This window comes from Thauera aromatica, assembly GCF_023093595.1.
GTDB lineage: Bacteria > Pseudomonadota > Gammaproteobacteria > Burkholderiales > Rhodocyclaceae > Thauera > Thauera aromatica_A.
Window position 1 is genome coordinate 165,427 of the sequence record NZ_JALLIK010000106.1, and the last position, 16,021, is coordinate 181,447.

At 66.1% G+C, this 16,021-nt stretch carries 17 protein-coding genes; 8 read left to right on the plus strand and 9 right to left on the minus strand.

Going from position 1 to position 16,021, the window contains the following annotated elements:
• The first annotated feature begins 2 nt into the window (after positions 1–2).
• Complete coding sequence (locus MXC99_RS12600) at positions 3–836, plus strand: hypothetical protein (RefSeq protein WP_247725786.1); 834 nt, start codon at positions 3–5, stop codon at positions 834–836.
• 117 nt (positions 837–953) lie between these two features.
• Here MXC99_RS12600 and MXC99_RS12605 read toward each other — a convergent pair whose 3' ends face one another.
• From MXC99_RS12605 to dnaA, 9 genes are all read right to left on the minus strand, one after another.
• A complete protein-coding gene (locus MXC99_RS12605; RefSeq protein WP_247725787.1) occupies positions 954–1,232 on the minus strand; it encodes a type II toxin-antitoxin system RelE/ParE family toxin in 279 nt (92 codons plus the stop codon).
• Entirely contained in the window at positions 1,232–1,501 is a 270-nt protein-coding gene (locus MXC99_RS12610) for a CopG family ribbon-helix-helix protein (protein ID WP_107219447.1), read from the minus strand. Before MXC99_RS12610 ends, MXC99_RS12605 begins: the two co-directional genes overlap by 1 nt.
• A gap of 147 nt (positions 1,502–1,648) precedes the next feature.
• The gene (locus MXC99_RS12615) at positions 1,649–1,912 is read right to left on the minus strand and encodes a Txe/YoeB family addiction module toxin (RefSeq protein ID WP_107219446.1); all 264 of its coding nucleotides are present in this window, start codon (positions 1,910–1,912) and stop codon (positions 1,649–1,651) included.
• Positions 1,909–2,151 carry a type II toxin-antitoxin system Phd/YefM family antitoxin gene (locus MXC99_RS12620; protein ID WP_012584201.1) on the minus strand — a complete coding sequence of 81 codons (243 nt, stop codon included), beginning with the start codon at positions 2,149–2,151 and terminating at the stop codon, positions 1,909–1,911. Before MXC99_RS12620 ends, MXC99_RS12615 begins: the two co-directional genes overlap by 4 nt.
• 212 nt (positions 2,152–2,363) lie before the next feature.
• The gene (locus MXC99_RS12625; protein ID WP_247725788.1) at positions 2,364–3,554 is read right to left on the minus strand and encodes a hypothetical protein; all 1,191 of its coding nucleotides are present in this window, start codon (positions 3,552–3,554) and stop codon (positions 2,364–2,366) included.
• Positions 3,551–4,162, minus strand: coding sequence for a hypothetical protein (locus MXC99_RS12630; protein ID WP_247725789.1), 612 nt, complete (start codon positions 4,160–4,162; stop codon positions 3,551–3,553). The genes MXC99_RS12625 and MXC99_RS12630 overlap by 4 nt, the downstream gene beginning before the upstream one ends.
• Before the next feature lie 377 nt (positions 4,163–4,539).
• Positions 4,540–7,041, minus strand: a complete 2,502-nt coding sequence (gene gyrB / locus MXC99_RS12635; RefSeq protein WP_247725790.1) for a DNA topoisomerase (ATP-hydrolyzing) subunit B — start codon at positions 7,039–7,041, stop codon at positions 4,540–4,542.
• A gap of 49 nt (positions 7,042–7,090) precedes the next feature.
• Entirely contained in the window at positions 7,091–8,212 is a 1,122-nt protein-coding gene (gene dnaN, locus MXC99_RS12640; protein ID WP_247725791.1) for a DNA polymerase III subunit beta, read from the minus strand.
• Between the two features lie 65 nt (positions 8,213–8,277).
• Complete coding sequence (gene dnaA / locus MXC99_RS12645; RefSeq protein ID WP_247725792.1) at positions 8,278–9,768, minus strand: chromosomal replication initiator protein DnaA; 1,491 nt, start codon at positions 9,766–9,768, stop codon at positions 8,278–8,280.
• Positions 9,769–10,064: 296 nt separating this feature from the next.
• Between dnaA and rpmH the strand changes: the two genes are divergently transcribed.
• The 7 genes from rpmH to MXC99_RS12680 all read left to right on the plus strand — a co-directional run bounded on the left by rpmH (position 10,065) and on the right by MXC99_RS12680 (position 15,872).
• A complete protein-coding gene (gene rpmH, locus MXC99_RS12650) occupies positions 10,065–10,199 on the plus strand; it encodes a 50S ribosomal protein L34 (RefSeq protein ID WP_002926183.1) in 135 nt (44 codons plus the stop codon).
• 1 nt (position 10,200) lies between these two features.
• Entirely contained in the window at positions 10,201–10,563 is a 363-nt protein-coding gene (gene rnpA, locus MXC99_RS12655; RefSeq protein ID WP_107222249.1) for a ribonuclease P protein component, read from the plus strand.
• On the plus strand, positions 10,560–10,769 hold the full coding sequence (gene yidD, locus MXC99_RS12660) for a membrane protein insertion efficiency factor YidD (protein WP_075149499.1): 210 nt from the start codon (positions 10,560–10,562) through the stop codon (positions 10,767–10,769). The genes rnpA and yidD overlap by 4 nt, the downstream gene beginning before the upstream one ends.
• A 19-nt stretch (positions 10,770–10,788) precedes the next feature.
• Positions 10,789–12,435 (plus strand): membrane protein insertase YidC, encoded by a 1,647-nt coding sequence (gene yidC, locus MXC99_RS12665; protein WP_247725793.1) that lies wholly within the window; start codon positions 10,789–10,791, stop codon positions 12,433–12,435.
• A complete protein-coding gene (gene mnmE / locus MXC99_RS12670; RefSeq protein WP_247725794.1) occupies positions 12,407–13,762 on the plus strand; it encodes a tRNA uridine-5-carboxymethylaminomethyl(34) synthesis GTPase MnmE in 1,356 nt (451 codons plus the stop codon). Before yidC ends, mnmE begins: the two co-directional genes overlap by 29 nt.
• 364 nt (positions 13,763–14,126) lie before the next feature.
• A complete protein-coding gene (locus tag MXC99_RS12675) occupies positions 14,127–15,440 on the plus strand; it encodes a tyrosine-type recombinase/integrase (RefSeq protein ID WP_247725802.1) in 1,314 nt (437 codons plus the stop codon).
• Between the two features lie 129 nt (positions 15,441–15,569).
• Positions 15,570–15,872 (plus strand): hypothetical protein, encoded by a 303-nt coding sequence (locus tag MXC99_RS12680; RefSeq protein ID WP_247725795.1) that lies wholly within the window; start codon positions 15,570–15,572, stop codon positions 15,870–15,872.
• Positions 15,873–16,021 lie beyond the last annotated feature (149 nt).

Sequence of the window (16,021 nt, forward strand, 5' to 3'; positions counted from 1 at the left end):
CCATGAACACCCTCGCCCTGCACCGGCGCGGCCTGCCCGCCCGCCCTACCCTGCGCTCCCACCGTTCCAGCTTCTCCCCGCGCTCGGCGCTCGCCTTTCCGCAGCCGCCGCCGAGTGGTGCCGCACGGGCGGTGGGGTGTGCCGCCTGGCCCGCGGCCTTTCACTCCGCGCTCGGCACTGCAGTCGCCGCCGTCCTCCGCCGCGTGCTGCCGCCGCCGCGGATGGAATTGCGTATCGACGTCAATCGGCCCGACGCCGGCATCGAAGCCGAACTCGACACCCTGTACGGCCGGCTGCACAGCCCGGGCGACCCGATCCACCGCTGCACCCGCCTGCCTGCGCTGCTCCCCGGCCTGGTCTTTCACCATCGAGAGGCCGACGGCGAACACTATGTTTACGTCGAAGACCCGGCCCGCGCGCGGCTCGCGGGCTATACCGTGTTCAATCGCCTGATCGAGGTCGATCGCCGCACCGATCGTCACGTGCGCTCGCCGCACTCCAAATACGCGCCGGCCTACCAGGGGCGCGGCATCGCCAGCGCGGTGTACGGCTGGGGGCTCGACCGCGGCTTCTGCCTGGTCAGCGGTGCGCGCCAGTCGGAGGGGGCGCATGCGCTGTGGCGCGCCCTCGCCCGCCGCCGCCCGCTGCGCTGGGTCGCCCTGCGCGCCAGGCGCATGCACGATCTCGGCGTCTCCATTCCGCCCGCACGCGCGGCCGAACTCGACACCCGCATGATCCTGCTCGGCGCAGGCTGGAGCGTCGCGCGCCTGCACGCGCAAGGCTTGCTCCATCCGCCGGCCGACGCGGCCAACGACGCGATACGGAAGCGTGCTTGAGCGGGACGGGCGGCGTCGAAGAACTCCACGTTGGCCTTCACCCCCGGAGCGCAGCAGGCGCCAGGCGGGGTGGTGGCTGCGCAGGGCGTCGAGGGTGGCGAAGTCGAGGGGCATGGGTCAGGCACGGTCCTCTCGGGTGTGCCACAGCCGCAGGACGTAGATGACCGAGTCCCGGATCTCGTAGCGCACCTCGTACTGCGCGACCAGGATCCGCCGTACCTCGCGCGGCGCGAACTGGAAAAGCTGTTCGCCGATGCGCGGGTTGCTCAGCAGGATGATCGGGGCCTTGGTCAGCGCCTGTACCGTCTTTGCAGCGGCCTGCCTGTTCACCGGCGCCAGTAACTCATGAAGGCGCGCCAGATCGGCAAGCGCCTTGCTGGTCCATTTCAGCTCCATCAGCGCGGCAGCGGCAGGGGCTGGTCGGTGCCCAGGCTGTCGGCCCAGGTCTGCACCGCGAGATGGTCGACGACGAGACCGGCGTCCACATCGGCGAGCGCCTCCTGGGTCAGGCGATCGCGCTCTTCCTCCTGGGCGATCCAGGCGGAGAGCGCTTGCTTCATGATCCAGCCGCGCGAGCGCTCCAGCCTCGCGGCCATCTGATCGACCTTCTCGGCGAGCGGGAGCGGCACATGGGCGGTGAGCACTTTGGTTGCGGCTTGCGTCATCTGGAGACTCGTCGGTTGGGAGCGGGTGCCGGGAAGCGGTCCTGAGGAGCCGCTTCATGCGTTCAGTGCGATGCTGAAAAAATCATAGTGATTGAAAATGAATCAATCAAGGACGCGATGTCGAACGCCGCAATACAGCCCGCCTTCCTACTCGTAATGCGACCACATCCTCAGCACGCGAACCACGCGCTCCTCGGCGAAGACCTCATAGACCAGGCGGTGCTGGATGTTGATCCGGCGCGAGTAGGCCCCGGCAAGGTCGCCCACGAGCTTCTCGTAGGGCGGGGGCGTCTGGAAGGGATCATTCGCCAGGATCGCGAGCAAGTCCTGGGCCTTCGACTTCAGGCCGGCGGCCGCCAGCTTCTTCGCGTCCTTCTGGGCGTGGTTCGAGAACACGAGCTGCCAGCTCACCAGTCGAGCTCCCGGGCGCTCTCGTCAAGCGGCTCGGCCATGCCCTCCTTGATGGACTCGCGCATCCCCGGGATGGAAAGCAGGTGAAGCGTTTCCTGGATGGCCTGCCAGTCTTCCGCGGAGAGCAAGACGGCGCTCGTGCGCTTGCCCGCGATGTGGATGGGCTGATGGGACTCTGCGGCCTGATCGATGAGGCGGTACAGGTTGGCCCGTGCCTCGGAAGCGGTGAGCGTGGTCATTGCGGGTCTCCGTTGGTGCGGATAACGTACGCGTTAGCGTACGTTGTGTCAATCCTGGCGTTTGTTCCTGGCGTTTGTTTTGGGGCAGCAAGTTCCTGTTCGCGGATGCTGCCGAAACCGGACGCTGTGACAGCCGGAGCGCAGTAGTCGTTTGGATAGCGAGTACAGCAGGGAAACGGTCGACCGGTACAGCCCCTTCCAGACCAAGGTCCTTAGATCTGCCGCTTGATCCGCATCGCCAGGGTGCTGACGCCGATGAAGGCGACGCCCATGAGGACCAGCGAGATCGGCCAGCCGAGCGAATCCACGAAGTGTCGGGCGGTGAAGTAGCCGATGAAACCGAGCATCGCGAGCACCGTGGTCAGGAGCAGCGCGCGACTCTGCAGCCGCACGCAGGCGTAGAGCATCGCGGCGGTGACGGCGAAATAGAGCAGCTCGACCGGGGTCTGGCGCAGCAGGTCGAAGAGGCCGCTGTAGGCGAGCGCCGAGCCGATCAGGTAGCCGAGGCCGGCTAGCCGGAGCTGCCGCCCGTCCTTGTGCAGGCCGTAGGCGGCCGACATGACCGAGGCGCCGGTCAGCAGCGCGGCCCAGTCGGCCGCGGCGGCGATGGCGACGCGGTCGAACAAGCCGGCGTTGAGCCAGCACAGCGCGATCAGGTAGGCAAACTCGGCGAGGCTGCGCTGCGGCGACTTTTCAAGCCCGCTGGCGACCACGAACAGCGAGGCGCCGAGGACGAGCGCGCTGAAGCCCGCCGGCACGTCGAGCAGGTCGAGGCCGACCGACAGAAAGGCGTAGACGAAGCACAGGGCGGTGAAGGCGAGCACGCTCAGCGCGTACTGGCGAAACAGCAGGCCCTGATGAATCGCCATCGTGCCGAACACGGCGAGCGCAGCCAGCCGCCAGTCGTCGCCGCGCGGAAAGACCTCGTGGATGAAGACGAACCAGCCGCTCGTCAGCATGAACGCCGTCGCCAGCGTCAGCGGCAGGACGAGCTTGGGAAACTTCTTCTCGTGCAGCGCCGAGACCAGCACGACCAGCAGCGCATAACCGACGCCGAGGGTGACGACGATGCGCATGACGCTGCCCATGCGGTTCCAGAACATGCCGATGTAGGTGCCGATGCCGGCGAGGATGAAGATCGCGCCGAGGTAGATGAAGAGCGTTCGTGCAATCTCGCCGCTGCTGCGTGTGGGTGCTGCGGTCGAGATCAGTGTCGGATCGCGGTATACCGCAGCGACTTCAGCCGGCGAGATGTCATGGGCACGCATCAACTCGGCGATCTTGCCGAGCGCGCTGGTCTTGTCGTTGATCGCGCGGCTGCCGAACAGCGCCGCGGCCAGCGGCCAGCCCCACCAGCCGCCGGCGAGGACGATCAGCACGATCAGCAGCAGGAGCCAGATCACGGCAGCACCCAGCCGACGAAGCGGACCGTGTTGCCGTAGTAGGCGCCTTCGGTGTTGGGCAGCCGGATGCTGCGCCCGTCCTTGATGAGTTCGGCCTGGATCCGGTAGCGCGAAGAACCGAAGAACAGGCCGTCGAAGACGTTTCCGCCGTAGCCGTCGGCGCCGCTGCGGAACGTGTAGCCGTCGGGCGCCAGGCTCGACGAATCGACCTTGAGCTCGGCGAGGTCGGGGACGTCGATGGGGGTCACGCGCGGTGTCTTCTCCGCCTCGACCGGGCGCCCGCTGTTGGGGGCGAGGCCGGGCGGCAACGGCAGCGCGATTTCCCTCACCGCGCCGGTTTTCGGGTTGAAGCGCCACAGCCGCGGGGTCTGGTAGGGCTGCATATTGCCGACGTAGCTGACCTGCACGCGATCACCGACGACCGCGATCTGGATCGCGTTGTGCGCGTTGTTGTAGAAGTTGTAGTTGGTCGCGTACAGCACCTCGTACTGCGGCGGTGCGACCAGCAGGGCGGGAATGCCCGAGATGGCGAGGAATACGGCGACGAGCAGCAGCGGCAGGCCGAGCCCGAAGGCGATGGTCGGGTTGTCGCGGATGAATTTTTTCATGCGGGTCGCTCCGGTCCCGGTGGCTTGGGGGCATGGCAGTCCGAGCGCGTGAGCATAGCAGCGGGATCGTGGGGGCGTTCGGTGCCGCGGAAAGACGTGGGGTTGATGATCCTGCTGGTGGGGCTGCCAACAGTCGAGGGACATTTCTCGGGAGGGATCGATGGTGGTCGCAGACGGACGGATTGTAGCGTTCGCGGGGCACGTGCATGTCATCGAGGCGGTCGCGCGCACGCTCGGGGCCCTGTCGCGGCCGGCTTTCCCGTCGGTAACAGTCAAAGGAAAAGGGCGGGGAACCCTACCGGATTCGCCCGCCCTTTCTGGCCGTCCGCCAATAATTGGCTAGCCATTTGCCAGTTTGTGGTCGCTGCTACAAGAACTCACACATCGATGTTCTGCGCATACAGCGCATTGCCCTCGATGAAGGCCCGGCGCGGCTCGACGTTGTCTCCCATTAGCGTGGTGAAGATCTCGTCCGCGGCGATGGCGTCGTCGATCTGCACGCGCAGCAGGCGGCGCACCGCCGGATCCATGGTAGTTTCCCACAGCTGCTCGGGGTTCATCTCGCCGAGGCCCTTGTAGCGTTGCTTGCTGAGGCCGCGTTCGACTTCGGCCAGCAGCCACTTGATGGCGTCGGCGAAGCGGGTGACGGGCTGGCGCTTCTCGCCGCGGCGGATCTCGGCGCCGGGGCCGATGAGGCCGGCGATGGCCTGGGCGGCGTTGCGGATGCTGCGGTAGTCGCCGGAGACGAGGAAGTCGTGCTCGACCCAGCCGAACTTGCGGTTTCCGTGGTGCAGGCGCTCGATGGTGAGGCGCCAGGCTTCGGATTCGTCGTGGTATTCGGCGTAGATCTGCAGGCCTTCGGGCAGGTGGGGGCGGATGCGTTCGGCCGAGGTGTGCGCAGCGGCTTCGTCGTCGAGACTGACTTCGATGTCGTGGGCGAGCATGACCTGCAGCACTTCGGGGTCGATGTAGCTCGCCAGGCGGCGGACGACGGCTTCGGCGAGCAGGTAGCTGCGCGCCAGGCCGCCGAGGGCCTCGTCGGCGATCGGCGCGGCGCCTTCGCGCGGCAGCAGGCTGGCGCCGTCGAGGGCGAGCCTGAGCAGGTGGCCGTTGAGCTCGTGGTCGTCCTTGATGTAGAGCTCGGTCTTGCCGTGCTTGATCTTGTACAGCGGCGGCTGGGCGATGTAGATGTGGCCGCGCTCGACCAACTCGGGCATCTGGCGGTAGAAGAAGGTGAGCAGCAGGGTGCGGATGTGGGCGCCGTCGACGTCGGCGTCGGTCATCAGGATGATGCGGTGGTAGCGCAGCTTCTCGGGCTTGTAGTCGTCCTTGCCGATGCTCGTTCCCAGCGCGGTGATCAGGGTGGCGATCTCCTGGCTCTGCAGCAGCTTGTCGAAGCGCGCCTTCTCGACGTTGAGGATCTTGCCCTTCAACGGCAGGATCGCCTGGAACTTGCGGTCGCGGCCCTGCTTGGCGGAGCCGCCGGCGGAGTCGCCCTCGACGAGGTAGAGCTCGCACAGCGCGGGGTCCTTCTCCTGGCAGTCGGCGAGCTTGCCGGGCAGCCCGACGCCGTCGAGCACGCCCTTGCGCCGGGTCATCTCGCGCGCCTTGCGCGCGGCGTCGCGCGCGCGCGCGGCTTCGACGATCTTGTTGCAGATGGTCTTGGCGTCGAGCGGGTTCTCGAGGAGGAAGTCGGCGAGCTTGCTGGCGACGACTTCCTCCACCGCCGGGCGCGCTTCCGACGACACCAGCTTCATCTTGGTCTGGCTGGCGAACTTGGGGTCGGGCATCTTCACCGACAGCACGCAGGCCAGCCCCTCGCGCATGTCGTCGCCGGTGATGTCGACCTTGGCCTTCTTGGCGATCTCATTTTCTTCGATGTACTTGTTGATGACGCGCGTCATCGCCGCGCGCAGCCCGGTGAGGTGGGTGCCGCCGTCGGCCTGGGGGATGTTGTTGGTGTAGCACAGCACCTGTTCGGCGTAGCTGTCGTTCCACTGCATCGCCACTTCGACCGCCAGTTCGGCGTCGTGGCCGTGGCCGGTGGGGATGCGGGTGGTGCCGGTGGCGTAGAACACGGTGGGGTGGAGCACGGTCTTGCTGCGGTTGATGTACTCGACGAAGCCCTTCACGCCGCCGGCGAAGGCGAAGTCCTCTTCCTTGCCGGTGCGCTGGTCGACGAGGCGGATCTTGACCCCGTTGTTGAGGAAGGAGAGTTCGCGCAGGCGCTTGGCGAGAATGTCGTAGTGGTACTCGACGGTGCCGAAGATTTCTTCGTCGGCGAGGTAATGGACCTTGGTGCCGCGCTTGGTGGTTTCGCCGATGACGCGCGCCGGGCTGACCTCGATGCCGTCGACGACTTCGATGACGCGGTTCTGCGGCTTGCCGCGCTCGAATTCGAGCAGGTGGCGCTTGCCGTCGCGGGCGACGGTGACGTGCATCCACTTCGACAGCGCGTTGACGCAGGACACGCCGACACCGTGCAGGCCGCCGGAGACCTTGTAGCTGTTCTGGTTGAACTTGCCGCCGGCGTGGAGCACGCACATGACGATTTCGGCCGCGCTGCGCTTCGGTTCGTGCTTGTCGTCCATCTTGACGCCGACCGGAATGCCGCGGCCGTTGTCGGTGACCGAGATCGAGTTGTCGGCGTGAATGGTGATGACGATGTCGTCGCAATGGCCGGCCAGGGCCTCGTCGATGGAGTTGTCGACGACTTCGAACACCATGTGGTGCAGGCCGGTGCCGTCGGACGTGTCGCCGATGTACATGCCGGGACGCTTCCTGACCGCTTCCAGCCCTTCGAGCTGCTGGATGCTGGTTTCGTCGTAGTCTTCGTGAGCCTTGGCGGACGCGGTGGGCAGGTCTTGCGGTTCGGACATGGTCATCTCGGTGATTCGTAAAGAACGGGGGCTGCGCTGAAGCTGCGGCTCAGATCCGCATCGGCATCACGACATACTTGAACTGGTCGTTGCCCGGCAGGGTGATCAGGACGCTGGAGTTGCCGTCGTTGAAATGCCAGTCGATGGTGTCGGAGGAGAGGTTGTTGAGCACGTCGAGCAGGTAGGTGACGTTGAAGCCGATGTCGAGCTTGTCGCCGTGGTAGTCGATTTCCAGTTCGTCATGGGCTTCTTCCTGCTCGGCGTTGGTGCTGACGATTTTCAGCACGCCGTCCTCGAGCACCATGCGCACGCCGCGGAACTTGTCGGTGGTCAGGATCGCGGCACGCTGCAGCGCGGCCAGCAGCGGCTGGCGGGCGAAGCCGACCAGATTGGGATGGGCCTGCGGGATGACGCGCTCGTAGTCGGGGAACTTGCCGTCGATCAGCTTGGTGACGAGCTCGATCGAGCCGAAGCGGAACACCGCCTGGTTGCCGGCGAGCAGGATCTCGAGGGGGTCGTCACTGTCGGTGAGCTGGCGGGCGAGTTCGAGCACGGTCTTGCGCGGCAGGATCGCTTCGGTGCGCGTGCCGTCCTGCGCGCCAAAGGGAGCTTCGAGCGCAGCAGCGGCGTAGGCCAGGCGGTGGCCGTCGGTGGCGACCATGCGCAGTTCGCCGCCGTCGGCGATCAGCAGCAGGCCGTTGAGGTAGTAGCGGATGTCCTGCTGCGCCATCGCGTAGGACACCTGGGCGAGCTGGCGCTTGAACGCGCGCTGGCCGATGGTCAGGCGGGCGCTGTCGCCGTCGGGCGGGGACAGGCGCGGGTAATCGGCCGCAGGCAGGGTCTGGAGCTGGAAGCGGCTGCGACCGGCCTTGAGCGTGAGGCGCTTGTCGTCGAGCGTCAGGCTGACTTCGGCGCTGTCGGGCAGGGCGCGCAGGATGTCCTGCAGCTTGCGCGCGCCGACGGTGATCGCGGCGTCCTCGCCGCCGATGTGGCCGCCGGTGGTGGTGCGGATCTGGATCTCGATGTCGGTGGCGAGCATCGTCAGCTGGTCGCCGTGCTTTTCGATCAGCACGTTCGACAGGATCGGCAGGGTGTGGCGTTTTTCGACGATGCCGGCAACCGACTGCAGCGGAGCGAGGAGCGCATCGCGGGTGGTGGTGAGCAGGAGCATGGCGTCAGACCGGGTCAGTGGGTTGATCGGGAAAACGGTGGAAGGCGAAAGGCATGGGTTCGGGCTCAACCGCGCAGGACCTGGGTGAGCACGTGAACGTCATGGTTGAGCTGGTGGTCGCCAAGGCGCAGTTCGGTGATCGTGCGGCAGGCGTGAAGGACCGTGGTGTGGTCGCGGCCGCCGAAGGCTTCGCCGATCGCCGGCAGCGACATCGGCGTGAGTTCCTTCGCCAGCCACATCGCCACCTGGCGCGGGCGGGCGATCACGCGGGTGCGCTTTTTCGAGTGCATGTCGGCGACCTTGATCTTGTAGTAGTCGGCGACGGTCTTCTGGATGTGCTCGATCGATAGCTGGCGGTTGTGCGCGTGGAGCAGATCCTTGAGCGCTTCCTTGGCCACTTCGAGGCCGATCTGGCGGCCGTGGAAGCGGGCGTAGGCGACGACCTTGTTGAGCGCGCCTTCGAGCTCGCGCACGTTCGAGCGCAGGTTCTTGGCGATGAGGAAGGCGACGTCGTCGTCCACGATCACGCGCAGGGCCTCGGCCTTCTTCTTCAGGATGGCGACGCGCATCTCGAGCTCGGGCGGCTCGATCTGCACCGTCAGGCCCCAGTCGAAGCGGGAAATGAGGCGGTCTTCCAGGCCCTGGATGTCCTTCGGGTAGGTGTCGCAGGTGATGACGATCTGCTTCCTCGCCTCGGTGAGGGCGTTGAAGGCGTGGAAGAACTCTTCCTGCGTCCGGTTCTTGTTGTTGAAGAACTGGATGTCGTCGATGATCAGCATGTCGAGCGAGCGGTAATAGCGCTTGAACGCGTCGAAGCTCTTTTGCTGGTAGGCGCGCACGACGTCGGCGTAGTAGTCCTCGACGTGCACGTAGCGGATCACCGCGCGCGGATTGTGCTTGAACACCGCGTTGCCGATCGCGTGCACGAGGTGGGTCTTGCCCAGGCCGACGCCGCCGTAGACGAACAGCGGGTTGTAGGAGGTGCCGGGATTCTGCGCCACCTGCATCGCTGCGGCGCGGGCGAGGTCGTTGGCGCGGCCGGTCACCAGGGTGTCGAAGGTGAAGTCCGGGTTGAGGCGGGTCTTCTCGTAGGCGAGCTCGAGGCCGGAGGACGGTTCGGCGTCCCGGCCGCCGGCCCCCGGCGCGGCGCTGCGCCGGGGGCGCGCGGGAGCGGGCGGAACGGGGTCGTCGACCGCGGCGTCGGCCGCCATCGGGGCGCTGTCGGCGCGGGTCGGCGGGATGGCGTCGGGGGACGGCCCGGGCGCAGGCAGCGGCCCGGCGGTGGCCGCGGAGCGTGCGCTGCGCGCGGTTCCGGCGGCGGGTAGCTGCAGGTCGACCGGCAGCGGCACGCCGGCGAATTCTTCTCCCAGTTCGAGGATGCGGCGCAGGTAACGCTCGCGCACCCACTGCAGCACGAAACGGTTGGGCGCGAGCAGCACCCACGCGCCGGCTTCGCCGGCTTCGGCCCGCAAGGTCTTGATCCAGGTGTTGAACTGCTGCTGGGGCAGTTCCTGTTCAAGGCGCGACAGGCAGAAGGACCAGAAATCTTGAGTCACGGCGATGTCGTTTCGGATGGCGGGTAGGTTCATTCGGCATGGACGGATCGCTGCGCATGCGCACGCAACGCTGCCTTGCGGCGGGTCTGTCGGGGGCTGGATGCCTGCGCTGCGCTCGGACGGCGGCATTCATGAGCGCGGGGCGCTGTGGCTCGCGCTTGCGGCAAGGCATGGAAAGGCGACATTCTAACCTTCCGGGCGCAGACTTATCCACAGGCTGACCCAAAAATTGTTCTTGACAAACATGACATTATGTATTTAACTCCTCGGTTTGACCCAACACTGGCAGTCCGATCATGAAACGCACTTATCAGCCTTCCGTCGTCCGTCGCAAGCGCACTCACGGCTTCCTGGTCCGCATGAAGACCCGTGGCGGCCGTGCGGTCATCCGCGCACGCCGTGCCAAGGGCCGTCATCGCCTCGCTGTCTGAGGTGAGCCTGCCCTCGGGCGCTGATCAGGGTTTCCGCAGCGCTCACAGATTGCACAAAACGGATGAGTACTCATCCGTTTTTGCTTTTCGGCGGGCTTTGCGCGGACGCTTCTACATGGCGCATTACCGTCCGAACGGCCTCGACAGCGCCCGTCTCGGCGTCGTCGTGGCGAAGAAGCTGGCGAAGCGGGCGAACGTGCGCAACCTGGTCAAGCGGATCGCGCGCGAGATCTTCCGCCGTCATCGCGAATTCCTGCCGGCGGTGGATCTCGTCGTCCGGCTGCATGCGCCGGTGGCGAAAGCCACGCGTGCCGAACTCAACCTCGACCTGCTGCAGTTGCTGCAAAGGCTGCCCCGGCAATGAAGAGCCTGATGATCGCGCCGCTGCGCGCCTACCGCTACGCGATCAGTCCCCTGCTGGGGCGCAATTGCCGTTTTTACCCGACCTGCTCCGAGTACGCCATCGAAGCGATCCAGCGCCATGGTGCCTTGCGCGGCGGCTGGATGGCGGCCAGGCGGGTGGGGCGCTGCCACCCTTTCAATCCGGGCGGGTATGATCCCGTTCCCTGACCTGAGAAGAACGAATCCGATGGATCAACGCCGCCTCATCCTCTTCCTGGTTTTCTCCTTTGCCCTGGTCATGCTGTGGGATGGCTGGATCAAGCAGAACCAGCCCGCGCCCGTGGCGCAGCCGGCGGCGGGTGCCGTCGCCGACGGTTCCGTCCCCACTCCTTCGGCGAGCCTGGCGCCCGGCCAGGCCGTCGTGCCGGGTGAGCAGGGCGGCGCCGCGTCCACCGCGCCGCGCGTTGTCGTCGAGACCGACATGCTGCGCGCGGAAGTCTCGGCCGAAGGGGGGGACATCGTCCGCCTCGAGCTCAAGCAGCATCGTGCCAGTGGCGACAACGGCGGCGATTTCGTCCTGCTGGACGACGGCTCGCGCCACCAGTACGCGGCTCAGTCGGGGCTGATCGGCGACGGCCTGCCGACACACAAGACCGTGTTCGCGCTGCCGGCGGGCGAACAGCGCCTGAAGGACGGCGAGGACAGCGTGGTGCTGCGTCTCCAGGCTCCGGAGCAGAACGGCGTCCAGGTGACCAAGGTCATGCGCTTCGAGCGCGGCAGCTATCTGGTCGATGTCGGCTACGAAATCCGCAACGGCAGCGCCCAGGCGCTCGCTCCGCACGCGTACTTCCAACTCACCCGCGACGGCAACCCGGCCGAGCAGGTCGAAGCGTTCGGCGTCAATACCTTCACCGGCCCGGCGTTCTACACCGAAGGCGGCAAGTTCCAGAAGGTGCAGTTCGAGGACATCACCGACGGCAGCGCCAAGTTCGCCAAGAACGCCAGCGATGGCTGGGTGGCGATGGTGCAGCACTACTTCGTCAGCGCCTGGCTGCCGGAGCAGGGTGCGCAGCGCGAATACTTCGCGCGCGCGCTGGGCAGCAACCTGTTCTCCGCCGGAGTGATCCTGCCGGTGGCGGCGATCGAGCCGGGTGCCGAAAGCCGGGTCGCGACCCGCTTGTACGCCGGTCCGCAGGAGCAGGACAAGCTCGAAGGGATCGCGCCCGGGCTCGACCTGGTGGTCGACTACGGCTGGCTCACGGTGATCGCCGCGCCGCTGTTTTGGGTCCTGTCGTGGCTCCACAGTCTGACCGGCAACTGGGGCTGGGCGATCATCCTGGTGACGGTGGCGATCAAGGCGGTGTTCTTCCCGCTGTCGGCGGCGAGCTACAAGTCGATGGCCAAGATGCGCGTGCTCGGTCCGCGCCTGCAGCGCATGAAGGAGCTGTACGGCAACGACAAGGCGAAGATGCAGCAGGAGATGATGAATCTCTACCGCACCGAGAAGATCAACCCGCTCGGCGGCTGCCTGCCGATCCTGGTGCAGATTCCGGTGTTCATCGCCCTCTACTGGGTGCTGCTCGGCAGCGTCGAGATGCGCCATGCGCCGTGGCTGGGCTGGATCCAGGACCTGTCGGCGAAGGACCCGTACTTCATCCTGCCGGTGATCATGGGCGTGTCGATGCTGGTGCAGATGAAGCTCAACCCGACCCCGCCCGACCCGATCCAGGCCAAGGTCATGATGGCGATGCCGATCGTGTTCACCTTCATGTTCCTGTGGTTCCCCTCCGGCCTGGTGCTGTACTGGGTGGTGAACAACATCCTGTCGATTGCCCAGCAGTGGCAGATCACGCGGATGATCGAGAGTGCAAAGCCCGGCAGCAAGAGCGCCTGACACCATCGCCGCGGTCGCGACCGCGCCGGGGCGCGGCGGCATCGGTGTCGTTCGCGTTTCCGGCGCCGCCCTGAGCGCATTCGCACAGAGCTTGTGCGGGCGTGAGCCGCAGCCTCGCCGGGCGCATTTCACCCGCTTCGCGGATGCGGCGGGGCGGGCGATCGACGAAGGCATCCTGCTGTATTTTCCGGCGCCGGCGTCGTTCACCGGCGAGGACGTGCTCGAGCTCCAGGGTCATGGCGGCCCGGTGGTCATGCAGCTGCTGCTCGAGCGCTGCCTCGAGCTGGGTGCGCGCCTGGCCGAGCCCGGTGAATTCACCCGGCGCGCCTTCCTCAACGGCAAACTCGACCTCGCCCAGGCGGAAGGCGTTGCCGACCTGATCGAAGCCTCCACCGCGGCCGCGGCGCGCTCGGCGCTGCGCTCGCTGTCGGGAAAATTCTCTGAAGAAGTACGGCGCATCGTCGATGCCCTGATCGACCTGCGGATGCTGGTCGAAGCGACTCTCGACTTTCCCGAAGAGGAAATCGAGTTTCTTGAACGCGCCCGTGCACTGCCGCGCCTGGACGGGATCCGCGCCGACCTCGAAGGCCTGCTCGACCGTGCCCGCCAGGGCGCCCTGCTGCGCAGCGGCCTCAACGTGGTGCTGGTGGGAGCGCCCAATGTCGGCAAGTCCAGCCTGCTCAACCGCCTCGCCGGCGAAGAACGCGCGATCGTCACCGACATCGCTGGCACCACCCGCGACGCGCTGCGCGAAACGATCCAGATCGAAGGCATCCCGCTGCACATCATCGACACCGCCGGCCTGCGCGACACCGCCGACACCGTCGAGCGCATCGGCATCGAGCGTGCCTGGCGCGAGATCGAGCGTGCCGATGTGATCCTGCGCCTGGTGGAGGCCGGCGACAGCGGCGAGGAGAGCAGCGACACGATCGACGCCCGCCTGCCTGCCGGGGCGATGCGCGTCACCGTGGTGAACAAGATCGACCTCGCCGGCGGCGAGGCTGCCCGCGAGGATCAAGCGGGGTGCGTGCGTCTACGGCTGTCGGCCAAGACCGGGGTGGGTATCGAACTACTGCGCGAAGAGCTGCTGCGCATCGCCGGCTGGCATGCGCACGGTGAGGACGTGATCCTGGCCCGCGAACGCCACCTTCAGGCCTTGCGCGAGGCGCTGACGCACGTCGTCGTCGCCGGGGAGCAGTGCGCGGCGCTCGAGTTGTTTGCCGAAGAGCTGCGCCTGGCGCAGGAAAGCCTGGCCGAGATCACCGGGGAGTTCACCGCCGACGACCTGCTCGGGGTCATTTTCTCGCGTTTCTGCATCGGCAAGTAGCGACGCTTCCGGCATAGTCCGAAGCCTTCCGCAAAACACCATGAAACCCGCGTCACTGCGGGTTTTTTGTTATGCGCAGGGCTTGAGTGTTCCGCAGCAATCCGCAAGAATGTGTGCCCACGGGTGTGCCCACGGCGGAAATGGTGTGCCCACGGCCATCCGGGCGTGTGCCAATACTGAATTTTCGTACAGCACGAAATGCATAACAGCCGTGGGCACACGGGGCGGAAGTATTGGCCGGATTACCACGAACGGCACGGGGTTCGCTCCGTTAATGAGTCGTTCGTCATCATGCAAGGACAAAGGCAAGATAGAGGCGGGCTTACGGCAGGCCGTGGGCACACGCCAGACAGAGGGGGGAGTCATGACGCTATCGGATGCCAAGCTACGGAACCTGAAACCGCGCAGCGAGCGATACCAGGAGGCCGACGAAGGCGGGCTGTTCGTGGAAGTGATGCCCGGCGGGGCGAAGGTCTGGCGGCTGCGCTACCGGCTGGCAGGCAAACAGGAAAAGGTGACGCTGGGCGACTACCCCGCCTATTCCCTGAGTGAAGCCCGCACCTGGCGGGACGACTGCAAGGCGCTGTCCGGGCGCGGCCTGTCCCCGATGGCGCTGAAGCGCGGGGATGCGATCCCGGACGACCTGTCCGTGACCGTGAAGGAGCGGGCGCAGAAGTTCATCGACGACTGGTGCACCGCCCAGCGCAGGAAGATCGACGCGAAGGAAGCAGAAGCCCGCGCAGCCAGCACGGTAGAGGCGTTCGCCTGGCGCTGGTTTGCCGAGGTGGCCGAGCCGGGCAACAGCAATCCAAGGAACATCCGGCGCGTACTCGAAAAGGACGTGATCCCCGCCATCGGCGCGAAGCAGATCGCCGACGTGACCGTTTCCGACGTGCTGGCGATCACGGACAAGATCAAGGCGCGAGGGGCCGACCAGATGGCGCTGCAAACTCGCAACGTGATGAAGCGCTTGTTCGCCTACGCCATCGCCCGCGAGCTGACCAAGTTCAACCCGGCTGCCGCAGTGGAGGCGCAGTTCATCGCTACGACGAAGAGCCGGGACGTGGCGTTGTCGTCGGACGAGGTGGGCAGGCTGCTGCGGTCGATCTACCAATCCTCGATGAAGCGGGCGAACAAGCTGGCGCTGCATCTGCTGATCCTGTGCATGGTGCGCAAGTCCGAGCTGATCGAAGCGCGGTGGGATGAAGTCGACTTCGATGAGGCCGTGTGGTCGATCCCCGGCGAGCGCATGAAGAAGGACCGCCCGCACATCGTTCCGCTGTCCCGGCAGGCGGTGGCGATGTTCGAGGAGCTGAAGGGGCTTTCGAGCGGCTCCGACTTCATCTTTCCGAGCCGCAGCAGTCTGAACAAGCCCATCGCCCACAGTACGCTGAACGTCGCTGTCCGCACGCTCGACCTCGACGTGCGGGACTTCGTGCTGCACGACTTCCGGCGCACGGCATCCACGCTGCTGCACGAGGCCGGGTTCAACTCCGACTGGATTGAGAAGTGCTTGGCGCACGAGACCAAGGGCATCCGTGGCGTCTACAACCGGGCGCAGTACGCCGACCAGCGGCGCGAGATGCTGCAATGGTGGGCGGACTTCGTCGACAGCCAGATCGAGGAGGGCCGAAAGGTCATCATCGGGCGCTTCGGGAAGGCGTACCGGGCCGCGTGAACCGAGTTTGCCGCGCCTGCTCCGACGGGAGGAAAACCGGGTTCCCTTGCCCGGCCGGCGCGGCACCTATTTCAAGGGCTGTGCCGAAGGGGGGCGTAGATGACAGGGCGGACACTGAGAGATACGGCGATGATGATAATTGCCGACTTCGGGGCGCGTCGTGAGCAAGCCTTTGAACTTGAAATGGCGCGTCTGTTTCCTGGCGAACCCACTAAATTTGACCCCGGAGACCACGAGCGCGCCGAGAAAGGAGACGCCGCGGCCATGCTTAGATGCTTCAGGATCGGCCTGAGCGCAGAAAAGTCCGACCTAGAGAAAATGGGCGAGAGCAAGCTTGCCGGGGCGCTTCTCGCGGCGGAGATGGCAGCTAAGTCAGTGAACATGATCTTCGGTGTTGGCGCCGGTCCAATACTGACCAGGTGTTCCGTTTGAATTCTGACCAGGGACGATAGCCGCCTGTCATTACGGCGACTGTGGATAAGTGTAGCGGTTTTTAGGGTGAGATTTCCTCCGTTGGTGTGGTGAATGTGGCGCGGGGGAATCTGCGAAGGGCGTAGCCCGAAGCAGACTCCCCCGCGCGG